Source organism: Sandarakinorhabdus limnophila DSM 17366 (genome assembly GCF_945882885.1).
In the GTDB taxonomy this organism is placed as follows: domain Bacteria; phylum Pseudomonadota; class Alphaproteobacteria; order Sphingomonadales; family Sphingomonadaceae; genus Sandarakinorhabdus; species Sandarakinorhabdus limnophila_A.
In genome coordinates, this window is record NZ_CAMCWT010000033.1 from 1 (window position 1) to 13,500 (window position 13,500).

12 protein-coding genes are annotated in these 13,500 nt (G+C 63.4%); 9 read left to right on the forward strand and 3 right to left on the reverse strand.

The genetic code is table 11. From position 1 onward, the window contains the following. The 3 genes from Q7O19_RS08595 to Q7O19_RS08605 all read left to right on the forward strand — a co-directional run. Positions 1-1,798, forward strand: a 1,798-nt coding sequence (locus tag Q7O19_RS08595; protein ID WP_303809933.1) for an FAD/NAD(P)-binding protein, incomplete at its 5' end; no start/stop codon positions are given. 114 nt (positions 1,799-1,912) lie between these two features. Next, a complete protein-coding gene (locus tag Q7O19_RS08600) occupies positions 1,913-2,254 on the forward strand; it encodes an ArsC/Spx/MgsR family protein (protein WP_022680319.1) in 342 nt (113 codons plus the stop codon). After that, a complete protein-coding gene (locus Q7O19_RS08605; RefSeq protein WP_303809935.1) occupies positions 2,251-2,748 on the forward strand; it encodes a GNAT family N-acetyltransferase in 498 nt (165 codons plus the stop codon). The genes Q7O19_RS08600 and Q7O19_RS08605 overlap by 4 nt, the downstream gene beginning before the upstream one ends. A gap of 36 nt (positions 2,749-2,784) precedes the next feature. On the opposite strand, the gene Q7O19_RS08610 is transcribed toward Q7O19_RS08605, so the two are convergent. After that, positions 2,785-3,105, reverse strand: coding sequence for a hypothetical protein (locus tag Q7O19_RS08610; RefSeq protein ID WP_303809937.1), 321 nt, complete (start codon positions 3,103-3,105; stop codon positions 2,785-2,787). A 9-nt stretch (positions 3,106-3,114) separates the two neighbouring features. On the opposite strand from Q7O19_RS08610, the gene Q7O19_RS08615 reads away from it, so the two are divergent. Beyond that, entirely contained in the window at positions 3,115-3,717 is a 603-nt protein-coding gene (locus Q7O19_RS08615) for a TIGR02466 family protein (protein WP_303794283.1), read from the forward strand. A gap of 219 nt (positions 3,718-3,936) precedes the next feature. On the opposite strand, the gene Q7O19_RS08620 is transcribed toward Q7O19_RS08615, so the two are convergent. Next, the gene (locus Q7O19_RS08620) at positions 3,937-6,570 is read right to left on the reverse strand and encodes a TonB-dependent receptor (protein ID WP_303809938.1); all 2,634 of its coding nucleotides are present in this window, start codon (positions 6,568-6,570) and stop codon (positions 3,937-3,939) included. A gap of 144 nt (positions 6,571-6,714) precedes the next feature. On the opposite strand from Q7O19_RS08620, the gene Q7O19_RS08625 reads away from it, so the two are divergent. Then, entirely contained in the window at positions 6,715-7,392 is a 678-nt protein-coding gene (locus Q7O19_RS08625; protein WP_303809969.1) for a GntR family transcriptional regulator, read from the forward strand. Here the strand turns inward: Q7O19_RS08625 and Q7O19_RS08630 are convergent. Further along, on the reverse strand, positions 7,368-8,003 hold the full coding sequence (locus Q7O19_RS08630) for an isochorismatase family protein (protein WP_303809939.1): 636 nt from the start codon (positions 8,001-8,003) through the stop codon (positions 7,368-7,370). The two genes, Q7O19_RS08625 and Q7O19_RS08630, sit on opposite strands and share 25 nt — an antisense overlap. 58 nt (positions 8,004-8,061) lie before the next feature. Between Q7O19_RS08630 and Q7O19_RS08635 the strand changes: the two genes are divergently transcribed. The 4 genes from Q7O19_RS08635 to Q7O19_RS08650 are packed head-to-tail and all read left to right on the forward strand — an operon-like array spanning position 8,062 to position 13,497. Next, positions 8,062-9,021 carry a hydroxymethylglutaryl-CoA lyase gene (locus tag Q7O19_RS08635; RefSeq protein ID WP_303809940.1) on the forward strand — a complete coding sequence of 320 codons (960 nt, stop codon included), beginning with the start codon at positions 8,062-8,064 and terminating at the stop codon, positions 9,019-9,021. Further along, the gene (locus Q7O19_RS08640; protein WP_303809942.1) at positions 9,018-11,057 is read left to right on the forward strand and encodes a hydantoinase/oxoprolinase family protein; all 2,040 of its coding nucleotides are present in this window, start codon (positions 9,018-9,020) and stop codon (positions 11,055-11,057) included. Before Q7O19_RS08635 ends, Q7O19_RS08640 begins: the two co-directional genes overlap by 4 nt. Then, entirely contained in the window at positions 11,054-11,593 is a 540-nt protein-coding gene (locus Q7O19_RS08645) for a hypothetical protein (protein WP_303809944.1), read from the forward strand. The genes Q7O19_RS08640 and Q7O19_RS08645 overlap by 4 nt, the downstream gene beginning before the upstream one ends. An 11-nt stretch (positions 11,594-11,604) precedes the next feature. After that, positions 11,605-13,497, forward strand: coding sequence for a hydantoinase B/oxoprolinase family protein (locus Q7O19_RS08650; RefSeq protein ID WP_303809947.1), 1,893 nt, complete (start codon positions 11,605-11,607; stop codon positions 13,495-13,497). Positions 13,498-13,500: the final 3 nt, after the last annotated feature.

The window sequence follows — 13,500 nt, forward strand, 5'->3', positions numbered from 1 at the left end:
CGGCGTGGCGGTTGGTGTCGCGGCGTCTGGCCTATCCTTGCCGGCATGGGCGGCCGAAGCGCCCGACTATCCCCCGTTGAAAACCGGCCTGCGCGGGCAATATCCCGGCAGTTTCGAAACCGCGCACATGGCCCGCGACGGCAGTTTTGGCGGCGCGGTTCCGGCGGATGACAGCGGCGAACATTATGATCTGGTGATCGTGGGCGGCGGCATTTCCGGACTGTCGGCGGCCCATTTCTACCGGCAGGCGCTAGGCGACGATCGCAAGATCCTGATCCTCGACAATCACGATGATTTCGGCGGCCACGCCAAGCGCAACGAGTTCCACTACGGCGGCCGCACTATCCTTGCCTATGGCGGCACGATGAGCATTGAATCGCCCTTCCCTTACAGCTTCACGTCGAAAAAGCTGCTGGCCGATCTGGGTGTCGATCTGGCCAGCTATGAGCGGTTCGAGACCAAGGCCTATGCCGGGCTGGGCAACGCCACTTTCTTTGACCGGCAGCATTTCCTGAACGACAAATTGGTCACCGGCACGGGCAAGAAACCGTGGCCACAATTCTTCGCCGAAGCCCCGCTCTCGCCCGCCGTCCGCGCTGACCTGACGCGCCTGCACACGCAAGTGAAGGATCATCTCCCCGGCCTTGATCCAGAGGCAAAGGCGGCGGCGCTCAAGGCCATGAGCTATCAGGATTATCTGCTGAAACATGCCGGCATGCTGCCCGAATGCCTGCCCTTCTTCACCGGCCAGGGCTATCGCAACAACAAGCGGGTGGACACGCTGCCGGCCTGGGAAGCCGCCTTGAGCAAGCGCGCGCCGGGCTTTGCCGGCATGACCCTGCCCGGCCAGATTCACGCCGAAGCCCAGCATTTTCACTGGCCCGATGGCAATGCATCGGTGGCGCGGCTGCTGGTGTCGGCGCTGGTGCCGGGCGTGTTTCCGGGCAAGCTCGATCAGGAAAGCGTCGTGCTGGCGCCGGCCAATTATGCCGCGCTCGACAATGCGAAGAATGCGGTGCGCATCCGGCTTTCGAGCATGGTGATCCGCGCCGAACATCTGGGGCCGGTGACGCGCAGCACCGAAAAGGCGGCGCGCGTGGTGTATGTGAAGGATGGCCAGCGCGTCGCGGTGACGGCGGCCAATGTGATCCTGGCCTGTTTCAACAACATCATCCCGTTCATCGTGCCCAGCCTGCCGCAGGCGCAGAAGGCGGCGCTGCTCTATCCGTCAAAGGTGCCGATGCAATATACCAACGTGCTGCTGCGCGACTGGAAGGCGTGGGCGAAGCTGGGCATCAAGGCCATCCATGCGCCCAACGGCTATCACACCACCACCGCGCTCGACACGCCAATGGCGATCGGCGGTTATCGCAGCGCGCAGACGCCGGATGAACCGGTCGTGCTGCACATGGTGCGCAATCCCAACAGCCCCGGAAGCCCACGCAAGGAACAGAACCGCATCGGCCGTGCCGACATGCTGGCCACCGACTACACCACCATCGAACGCGAAATTAGGAGCCAGCTGCAGCGCATGCTGGGCAGCGCCGGTTTCGAGGCGGCGCGCGACATTGCCGGCATCACCGTCAACCGCTGGCCGCATGGCTACAGCTATACCTATGACACGCTGGACGATCCGGATGTGCCCGATGAACAGCGCCCACACATATTGGGCCGGCAGAGCTTTGGCCGCATGGCCATCGCCAATGCCGATGCGTCGGCTTCGGCCTTCACCAACACCGCCATCGACATGGGCGAACGGGCCGTGCAGGAATGCCTGATCAGCCGCGGGCTTATCTAGCAAAAATCGCTGGCTGAGGTCGCTGGACTTCGCCAGCCACCCCATGTCAGACTGCGGCAAAACAAGGCCGCCAATCCTTGGCAGGCCAGGGGGTTGGCGGCGGAAACACGGCAAATGGCCATTATCACCATCTGGCATAACCCCAAATGTGGCACCTCGCGGGGTGCGTTGGCCTTGCTGCACGAACAGGGCCATGATGTGCACGTGATCGAATATCTGAAAACCCCGCCCGATGCCGCAACGCTGGCTGGCGTGGCCGCGGCCGTGGGCGGCGCCAAGGCCCTGCTGCGCACGCGCGGCACCGATGCGGAAGAACGCGGCCTGCCGCAAGCGGACGACGCCACCATCCTGGCCGCCATGCTGGCCGATCCCATCCTGATCAACCGCCCGGTGGTAATCGGGCCCGGTGGCACCATGCTCGCCCGCCCGGCCGAACGCGCGCTGGAAGCGGCATGAGCATCCGTCCTGCCCGCATGGAAGATGCCCCGACCCTGGCCGCCATCTATGCGCCCGCCGTGCTGAACGGCACCGCCAGTTTCGAGATCGAACCGCCATCAGCCGCCGAAATGGCGCAGCGGCTGATGAAGGTGAAATCACACGGCTGGCCGTGGCTGGCGCATGTGACGATGGGCAAGGTGGATGGCTATGCCTATGTCACCCAGTTCCGCGATCGCCCCGCCTACCGCTATTGCGGCGAAACCAGCGTCTATGTGGCGCCCGATGCCCAGCGCACCGGCATCGGCCAGGCGCTGCTGATGGCGGTGAGCAGCGCGGCGCGAACGGCCGGGTTCCGGCAGTTAATCGCGGTGATCGGCGATTCCGGCAACAACGCCTCCATCAGCCTGCATGCATCCTGCGGCTTCGAACGCGCCGGCCTGCTGAAGCAGATTGGCGAAAAGTTCGGCAAGCCGCTCGACATCGTGATGATGCAGCGCAGCCTCGTGGGCTAATCAAGCCATCACCCACTTTGGCCCGCTGCGATGCCGCTAGAGCAGCTGGTGTCCCACCGCCATGAAGCGCAGCCCCAGCATCAGCCAGGTTGCCGGTTCGGGCACGTTGCTCACCGCGACCGGCGGATTGCCGTATCCGGTGGCAAACAGGCTGCTGATCTGGCTGCCAACGCTGTCTGCCCAGGCCGGCGTAAAGCTGGACCAGATGGGTGTTGCCAGCGCAAAGCCGGGCTGGCGGAAACCCCGTATAAGGCGGGTAACGGCTGCACTGGGGTGAAGCTTGCGTGCGGCAATCGCGCAGCATCCATTTCGGATCTTTTGACCTGAGGGCTTGCCGGCCAGGCGCGAAGCCGCCATGGGGCGAGCATGGCGATTCAGCGTTTGTTCCCCACCCCGCTCTGGCAGGGCCGGCTTGATGATGCCGCGCTGCTGGCCGATCTGGCCCACAGCTGCCGGACGCTGGCCGAGGACGACAGCGCCGGCCGCCGCTGGAGCCGCGACAACCGCTATCGTGGCTACACCAGCTATGCCTCGCTCAACGACCTGCCGTCGCGCGATCCGGCCTTTGGCGATCTGGCGCGCTGGCTGGTGAAACAGGCCAGTGGCTTTGCAGCGGCCGCACATCTCGATCTTGCGAGGCGCAAACCCAAGCTCGACAGCCTTTGGGTCAATGTCCTCAAACCCGGCGGCGGCCACAGCGGGCACATCCACCCACACAGCATCATTTCAGGCACACTCTATGTGGAGGTGCCCGCTGGCGCCGGCAGCATCCGCTTCGAAGATCCGCGCCTGCCGATGCTGATGAACAGCCCCCCGCGCAGCGCAGATGCGCCGGCCGAAAGCCGCAATTTCGTCCATGTCGAACCCGCGGCGGGCGATCTGCTGCTGTGGGAAAGCTGGCTGCGCCACGAGGTGATGCCCAGCGCCGCCAAGGCTGAACGGATCTCCATCAGCTTCAACTTCGCCTGAAGCCCGCTGGCTTACCCCGTTGCCCCGGCGTGATCCGGGGCCGCACATTTCTGTCGCCGCCGCGTGATGGACCGGGTGCTGTCAGACCGCTTCCCAACCACCGCCCCCAAGCATCAAACGGCCCGTCGCTCCTAGGTGGGGGTGGAGCGACTGGCCGGGCAGGCCCTCCCCGCCGAGTGAGCCGACCCCGGGGGAGGCGGCACTTAACAGATGTTGAAATCAGAACTTGAAGCTGACTTCACCACCAATGATGCGGCGCTGGCCGGGTGAAATGAACGATCCACCAAACTCGATCGCCGGAATCACCTCGTTCAGCCACAGCTTGTCGAGCAGATTGTTTGCAAACACCGATACTTGCCAGTTCTTGCCTTCGATGCTGGCGCGCAGATTGACAACGCCAAACGCATCGCGACGGGTCACGTCATAACGCGCGTTGCCCACCACCGCCGGCAGTTGCAGCGCCGAAATCGGCAGCAAACCGCTGAAAAGCGTTGGCTTTTCCTGATCCTGCACGCTGTGGAACCAGGTCGGCCCGGTCAGGCGGTAATCGGCACGGAAATTGGCCTTCAGGGCATCGCTCACCGGCACACTCACCTGCGTGCCGACATTCAGGGTGTAATCGGCGGTATAGGGGCTCTTGTTGCCCAGCGTATCCGGCCGGCTGCGATTGGCCTTGATCTCGCTGTCGGTGATGTTGCCGCTGGCAAACACCGTCCAGCCATCGACGATCTTTGCATTCAGGTTGAGTTCGGCGCCCCACAGATCGACCTTGTCGATGTTCGACACCACGCGCAGCAGGCCAAAGCCGCCTACGAAGAATTCGAAGAACTGCATATCGCGGACCTGGGTGTAATAGCCAGCCAGATCATAGCTGATGCGGCCATCGAACAGATTGCCCTTGATGCCGGCTTCGAACGCGGACGAGTGTTCTAGGCGATACTGATCGTTTATCGTCACACCGGCGTTGATGGTGCCGGGTACGCGGCCATTGTTAAAATTGTTGTTCACAATGGCGGAGGAGCCCTGGTTGTTGAAGCCACCGGCCTTGAAGCCCACACCCCAGTTGGCAAACAGGTTGGTATCGTCGTTCACCTTGTATGAAAGCGTGATCTTGGGCTGCAGTTGCTTGAACGTGTTTGCCGCCGGCGGAATCGGCCCGCCAACCTGGCCGGGGTTGATCTGCCCGCCGTTGATCGGATCAAGTGCGAACGGCACCAGATTCTCGGCGCGGCGGCGTTCGATGTCATAGCGCAGGGCAAAGCCCACGGTGAACTGCTCCACCGGCTTCCAATCCAGCGAGCCGAAGGCAGCATAAACATCGGTGCGGAAGCGATCGTTGAACAGCTGGCTGGTCGGGTTGGACGAACCGGGCGCATTGTAGAGGTCACGCGACACACCGCGGCCGAGATCTGCGCCCAGGCTGATGCCGGTTTCCCGATCGATGTTGAGATAGTAGAGGCCCACCGACCAGTTGATCGGGCCATCTAGCGCGGAGGCATAGCGTATTTCAGCCGACACATCCTTCTGGCTGCGCGTCTGCAACTGGGTGCCGTCGCAGGTCGTCGGGCTGTAGGCGCCGAATGTAGAACCATTGGCCGGCGCAAAGATGAAGGGCACCGGAATTTGGCCGATGAACGTCGGCTGGGCCAGCGGGAAGCCGCGCAATTGTGCCGTGGTAGTAAAGCACTGTTTATTCACCGCCTGGCTGGTGGGATTGGCGACGTTGCTGATATAACGCGCGAAATCGGCCGAGGTGCCATCGGCGGTCAGCGATTGATCGACATCGGAATACAGCGCCCAAGCCGACAATTTGCCTGAGCTGAAATCATGTTCGACTCGAGCCGAAAGCTCGAACGTTTCCTGTTCGTTGGTCGGCCGGATGTTGCTATAATAGCGGAACTCGCGCGCGTTGACGTTCTCATAAAAAGCCGGGTTCACCGCCGCGAAGTTGGGCAGGTGGAAGCTGGCGTTGAAGTTGATCGAAGCGCCAGACAGCTTGGCATAGCGGCTCTTGAAGTCGAGCGTGGTGGCATCGCTCAGCTTGGCGACGATGCGGCCATCGAGCCCATAGTTTTCCTGATCATCGACAACCTTGGCATTGCCCAGGAATTCATTGCGCCAAAAACCATCGGTGGTCTGATAATTAGCCGACAGCACGAAACCGACGGCATTAGACAGCGGCCCGGCGACATAGCCAAAGGCCTGACCGGTGGCGAGTTCGCCATAATTGGCGCGGAACGCGCCTTCCAGCACGTCGCCCGGCTTGATCGTGGTCATCACGATGGCGCCAGCCGCCGCGTTGCGGCCATAGATGGCGCCCTGCGGGCCCTTCAGCACTTCCACCTGGCGCAGCGTGCCCTGCACCTGATTGAGCTGCGCCGTGTTGGTTTTCAAAATCCCATCAACCACCAGCGCCACACTCGATTCAGCGTCGCGGGCGCCGTTGAGGCCGCGGATGTTGATCTGGGTGTCGCCGGCTTCCGCCGAGCCCGAAACAATGGTCACGCCGGGCATGAGCTGCAGGATTTCCTGGCTGCGGAAGGTGCCGGTGGCGGCCAGGGTTTCGGCAGTGACCACCGACACGCTGGCCGGCACATCAATAAGCCGTTCGCTGTTGCGGCGGGCCGTCACCAAAATCTCGCCGGCCTCGTCGTCTGCGGCAACAGCCTGCTGGGCCATGGCCGGCGTGGCGGCCAGCATCAGCCCAGAAACGCCAAGCAAAAGCCGGGCCAGACGCGACGGCAACAGTCCGCCAGCGGCCGGCAGCGCGCTGCCAGTCACCAGATCCGTGCCGGCACTCGCCGGCAGCGCCCGCATGAAATTGGCCTGCATCTGGCTGTAAATCTGCGCCATGTTACCTCGCTCCCACCGGTGTAAACTTTAGTTTAGTGACAAATACGTTGCTGATAATGTATACAAAAATGGCCATTTGCAAGCGAGCTTTAGTCCGTTTCGCTGCAAACACGGGGGGCGCGACCATTTTGCAACAGGGTGAAGATGCCGGATAACGCCACCAGTGCCAGCAATGCCGCGTCCAGCGCCGCCGATCGCGCCTATGCCGAAATCAGGGGCCTAATCCTGGCCGGCGATGCCAGCCCCGGCACCCCGCTGCGTGAAGAGGCGCTGGCCGATATCGTCGGCGTGTCGCGCACCCCGGTTCGCGATGCGCTGCGCCGGCTGGAGGTGGAGCTTTACGCGGTGCGCACCCTCGGCCGCCGCCTGGTGGTTGCCGATTGGGACAGTGACGATGTTGCTGAAATCTTTGCTTTGCGCGCCATGCTGGAAGGCCATGCCGCCGCCCGCGCCGCCCGCCGCGCCACCCAGGCACAACTGGCGGAACTGCGCCATTGCAACGCCGCCATCGAAGTCGCCGTGGCGCTACCGCAGCCTGATATCGCGCGCTTTCTGGCCGAGAACCGCCGCTTTCACGATATCATCCTGAGCGCGTCCGCCTCGGCACGGCTGTCCACGATTCTGGCTGGCCTTGTGGAACAACCTATCGTGCGGCGCACCGCCACCCGCTATGACCGCGCTGATCTGGCCCGATCAGCCCACGAACATGGCCAGTTGATCCAGGCCTTTGCGGCCCATGATGAAGATTGGGCACGGGCAGTGATGACCGCCCATATCCGCCGTGCCCTGCACGCTTTTCAGGATGTAATATCCTCGAAATAAGTGATTATTTCCACCACGCTGCGCAGTTCAGCCGTCTTGGCGGCGAGATCGAACAGGTTGGCGTCGTGCACCGATTGCAGCCGGTCACCCACGCCTTCGCGCACGATCACCGGCACAAAACCATGGCAGATCGCATCCACTGCACTGGCGCGCACGCAGCCCGATGTGGACAGGCCGCAGATCACCAGGGTGTCGATGCCTGCGCTGTTCAGCAGCGCCGCCAGATCGGTGCCGAAAAATGCGGACGGAAACTGCTTGGTGATCACCGCCTCGCCCGGCCGCGGTTCAAGCGGCGGTTCGAAATTGCCCAGCGGACTGCCTGTTTCAAACACTTTCAGCGCCGCGATCTTGCGGAAGAACACGCCGCCATCGGCGCCGCCCGGCTGATATTCAACGCGCGTGTGGAATATCAGCACGCCATGGCCCCGCGCCGCCGCCAGCACCTGCGCAGCCGCGTCGCGGGCGGCCTCCACACCGGCATACAGCGGCGATCCCGGCGCGAAATAGGCGCGCGCGAAATCTATCATCAGCAACGCCGGCCGCGGCCCCAACAACAGCCCCTGGCCAAAGCCGGCCGCCGCATAATCCGCATCCGGATTGGCCTCATTCACGATTTCCTCCGTTCACGCCGGCTATACAGGGGCACCGCGACTTTGTATACAAAACCGCATGTCCACCACCAGCCCGAACATCACCGATCCGGTGACAATCGTTGAGGTATCGCCCCGCGATGGCCTGCAGAACGAGCCCGTGCTGGTTTCCAGTGACCACAAGCTGGCATTGATTGGCCATTTGGTGACCATGGGCGCAAAACGCGTCGAAGTGGTGTCCTTCGTCAATCCGCGCCGCGTGCCGCAGATGGGAGACGCCGAACAAGTGGCACTCTGCCTACCAGAAGCGCCCGGCGTGCGCTTTATCGGCCTGTGTCTGAACGAACGCGGCGTCGCCCGTGCCATCGCCACGCAGGACAATCCGCGCCCGCTGGATGAAGCCGGCTGCGTGCTGGTAGCCAGCGACACGTTCGGCGTCGTCAACCAGGGCCAGAAAATTTCCGATGGCATCCTCGCCAACAGCGCTATGCTGAAAATGGCAAGGGATGCAGGGCTTTACGCCCAGGTTACGATCAGCGCAGCCTTTGGTTGCCCTTACGAAGGCCCCGTGCCCGCAGACCGCGTGGTGGAACTGGCCAAGCGAATGGCCGACGCCGGTGCGCAGGAGATCGCGCTGGCCGATACGGTCGGTGTGGCTGTGCCGCCCCAGGTTGGCGACCTTACAGCCCGCGTGATCGAAGCCATCGCCCCCATCCCGATCCGCCTGCACCTGCACGACACCCGCGGGCTGGCCCCCGCCAACGCCTGGGCCGGATACCAGGCCGGCTGCCGCACCTTTGATTCGGCGCTTGGCGGCCTGGGCGGCTGCCCGTTTGCGCCTGGCGCAGCGGGCAATGTCGGCACCGAGGAGCTTCTCTACCTGTTCGGCCGTTCGAGCATCGCCACCGGCTATGATCTTGAAACCACGCTGGAAGCCAATCGCTGGTTCGCCACCATCATGGGCCGGGCGCTGCCCAGCCGGGCGGGCAAGGCCGGGGACTTCGTTGCGCGTCCTATTCCAATCGGAGCAAATTCGTGAGCTACAGACTCGGCGTTGATGTGGGTGGCACGTTCACCGATCTGATCGTGATTGATGAAGAGACCGGCCGTGCCGTGCGCGACAAGGTGCCCTCTACCCCGCACGACCCGTCCGAAGCTGTCATCACTGGCGCCCGCCAACTCTGTGAGAAGGCAGGGATTTCGGCGGCCGATCTGTCACTGTTCCTGCACGGCACCACGGTCGCCACCAACGCGGTGCTGGAACATAAGATCGCCAGGGTCGGCCTGATCGTCACCGAAGGCTATCGCCATATCCTGCAGATTGCCCGCTCCCTTGTGCCCGGCGGCCTTGCGGCCTGGATCATCTGGCCCAAACCCACTCCGATGGCGCCGCTGGAAGCCACGATCGAAGCGCCCGAACGCGTCTGTGCCGATGGTTCGATCGTGCGTCCGCTCGACGAAGCCGCGCTGCGCAAGAACCTCAAGCGGCTGGCCGAAGAGAAGGTGGAAGCCATCACCATCTGCCTGATCAACAGTTACATGAACGACGCCCACGAACGCCGCGTCGCCGCGATCTGTGCCGAGGAACTGCCCGGCATCCCGGTCTCGCTGTCGGCGGACATCCTGCCCGAAATGCAGGAGTATGAGCGGGCGCTGACCACGGTGGCCAACAGCGCCGTTCGGCCCACCGTGTCGCGCTATGTCGGCAATCTCGAAGCCGCGCTCAAGGATTGGGGCACAGCCGCCAAGCTCAACCTGCTGCGCTCCGACGGCGGCTTGATGAGCGCCGAAAAGAGCCGCACGGCACCGGTTAACCTGCTGATGTCTGGCCCTGCCGGCGGTGTCGCCGGCGCAGTGTGGATCGCCAAGAGCGCCGGCTTTCCCAACGTCTTGACGCTGGACATGGGCGGCACCTCCACCGATGTCGCGCTGATCGAGGATTATCAGGCACGGCTGCGCCGCGAGACCAGCGTGGGCCACCTAACCGTTCGGGCCTCCAGCCTTGACGTGAAGACGGTCGGTGCCGGCGGTGGCTCTATTGCAACTGTGCCGGAACTAACCAAGGCGCTGCGCGTAGGCCCCCAATCAGCCGGTGCCGTGCCCGGTCCGGCTGCCTATGGCCGCGGCGGCGAATTGCCGACCGTGACAGATGCAAACGTGGTTCTGGGCTATCTGCCCGAAAACCTGCTCGGAGGAAGCTTCAAGCTGGACCGCGAAGCTTCCAAGCGCGCAGTGCAGACGGTGGCCGATGCGCTGGGGCTGCCGCTGCTGGAAGCGGCAGCCGGCATCATCGCTATCGTCAACGAGACGATGTTTGGCGCGCTGCGATTGGTGTCCGTTCAGCAGGGTTATGACCCGCGCGATTTCGCGCTGATGGCCTTTGGCGGCGCTGGCCCGCTGCATGGCAACGCCATGGGCATGTTGATGGGATCGTGGCCGGTGATTATCCCGCCCTCGCCCGGTGTGCTGTGCGCCTATGGCGATGCCACCACCCGGCTGCGGGTCGATGCCCAGCGCAGCTTCAACAAGCTGGTGACGCAAACCAGTGATGCCGAAGTCGGCTCGGTGATCGGTGAGCTCATCGCCCAAACCAGCGCCGAATTGGCCACCGAAGGCGTGGCCGCCAACGAGATCGAGATCCGCGTAGAAGTCGACGTGCGCTATGCCGGCCAGGCCTTTGAAGTACCGCTGTTTTCGCCGCCCGGCTCTAGCATCGCTAGCCTCGCCGAACGCTTCGATGCCGAGCACAAGCGGCTGTTCACTTTCAATCTTTCGGTGCCGCAGGAACTGGTCAACATCCGGGTCGTCGCACTGGGCAAGGCTGCCAATGTCTTGGCCGAACGCATTGCCAAGGGTGACGGCAACCCGGCCGCCGCACGGGTGCGCGACCACGAGGTGTGGATGGACGGCCAGGCCCGCGCCGCCGCCATCTATGACCGGTCAAAGCTTCGCGCTGGTGACGTGGTGGCAGGCCCGGCGGTGATCACCGAAATGGATTCCACCACGCTCGTCCATAATGGCCACATCTCCAGCGTGGATGTTTTTGGCAATCTGCTGATCACACCGGAGAAATGATGCGCTCCCTTCATCATCCCGTCATCGCCAGCGGCCTACTGCTTGCGACGATGGCCAGCCCAGCACAAGCCGCCGTCATCAAGTCGGCGCCTGATGGCTTTTTGTCGGAAAGTTCAGCCGTCATTGGCGTAAAGCCCGCGCGGATATGGCGGGCGCTGACCAATTGGTCGAACTGGTGGGACAAGGCCCACAGCTACAGCGGCAAGGCCGAAGCCATCCATCTCGATCCGCGCGGCGGCGGCCTGCTGCTGGAACGCTGGGATAAGAACAGCGTGCAGCATGCCGTCGTGCTAAGCGCGGTGGCGCCATCGTCGCCGCGAATGTCGGGTGGCTTTGGCCCGCTGCGGGCGCTGCCGGTGAACGCCATCCTGGAATTCAGCCTGCGCGGCGAAGGCTCCGGCTCACGATTGACCATGACCTATCGCGTTGCCGGCACCGCAGCGAATAATCTGGATACGCTCGCCGTGCCGGTGGACAGCGTGATGAGCGAAGGATTCAGCCGGCTGCTGAATTACGCCGTGACCGGCAAGCCCTGAAGGACCGCACCATGCCCGCCCGTATCATTGAGACCAATCCGCGCCCCTTTAAGGCCAAGACCATCGATCCGGTCACGCTTGATATCATCGAGAACGCGCTGCGCAATGCCCGTATCGAGATGGACGCCACCCTGGTGCGCACCGCGATGTCCCCCGGTATCCGCGAACAGGGCGATGCCTTCCCGATGATCGCCAACCCGGCGGGCAAGATGATCGTTGGCCAGTTCGGCAGCTTCATTGATGGCTTCCTGCGTGGCTGGGATGGCAGCATCGAGGAAGGCGACATGATCTTCCTGTCTGACCCCTACAGCTGTGAAGGCGCGATCAGCCATAGCAACGATTGGCTGGTTCTGCTGCCGGTGTATCGCAGTGGGCGCCTGGTCACGTGGACGGCAATGTTCGGACACCAAAGCGACATTGGCGGCAAGGTCGCCGGTTCCATGCCGATCGACGCCCGCGCCATATTCGAGGAAGGCGTGCGCATCCCGCCGGTGAAGATCTGGCGCAAGGGCGAGTATAATGAGGATCTGGTCAAGCTGGTCATGCACCAGACCCGCAAGCCTGATTGGTGCGCGGCCGATTTGAATGCGCTGATCGCCTCCTGCCGAGTCGCCGCGCGGCGCATCGACGAAATGTGCGCGCGTTTCGGCGACGACGAAGTGGTGGCCGCAATGGACGCGCTGCTGGCCCGCAACCACCGCGCCATGAAGGCGCTGATCGCCTCGTCGGTTTCCACCGACAAGGTGAGCTTCGAAGATTTCGTCTGCGACGATGGCGTGGGCTATGGCCCCTACAAGATCAAGTGCACCATGCAGCGCGTGGGCGACAAGGTGGTGCTGGATTTCGATGGCACCGATCCGCAGAGTGACGCGGCGATCAATTTCTATCTCAATGAGAACATGTTCAAGATGTTCTTCGGCATCTACATGATCATGGTTTTCGATCCGCAGATCATGTTCAACGATGGCTTCTACGACCTGATCGAGGTGAAGATCCCCGAAGGCTCGCTGTTGAAGCCGCGTTACCCGGCGGCGCTGTCGGGCCGCACCCACGCTCTGGGCCGTATCTTCGATTTGCTGGGCGCGTTGCTCGGCCAGCGCACGCCGGAATTCCTGTGCGCGGCAGGGTTCTCCTCGTCGCCGCACCTGATGTATTCCGGGCGTGACCAGCGGCCAGGCAAGAACGGCGAGTGGTTCCAGCTGTTCCAGATCGGTTTCGGCGGCATTCCCGGCAAGCCGTTCGGCGATGGCCCGGATGGCCATTCGCTGTGGCCGGGTTTCACCAACGTGCCCAACGAATTCCTCGAACGCTATTTCCCGCTGCGCATCGAGCGTTACGAAGCCTTGGCGGATACCGGCGGCGCCGGCCTGAACCGTGGCGGCAACGGCATCCTGATGAGCTACCGTTTCCTGAGCGCCGGCAGTGTTTCGATCCACGATGATCGCTGGTTCACTTACCCCTGGGGCGTGAACGGCGGCGCGCCGGGGAGCCGCGCCCGCAAGATCCTGGAAAAGGCCGATGGCACCCAGACGATTGTTGCCAACAAGCTCGACAGCCTCGATGTCGAGGCTGGCGATCAGCTCCACTTCATCACTTGGGGTGGCGGCGGCTGGGGCAACCCGCTGGAGCGTGATCCGGCGCTGGTTGGCCTCGAAATCCGCCAGGGGCTGGTGAGCGAAGCCGGCGCGAGGGCCTATGGTGTGGTGGCCGACGCAGAAGGCCGGGTGGACGCAGTAGCCACTTCAGCCCTGCGCGCTGAACTGGCCGCCGCTCAGTCTGCTGAACCGGAGATCTTCAATCGTGGCGGCACGGTGGACGAGCTGCGCGCGGCATGCGAGGCTGAAACCGGCTTGCCTGCGCCAAGGCAGCCGGTGTGGCACCACTTGGCCATCGCGGCCGAATAAGGA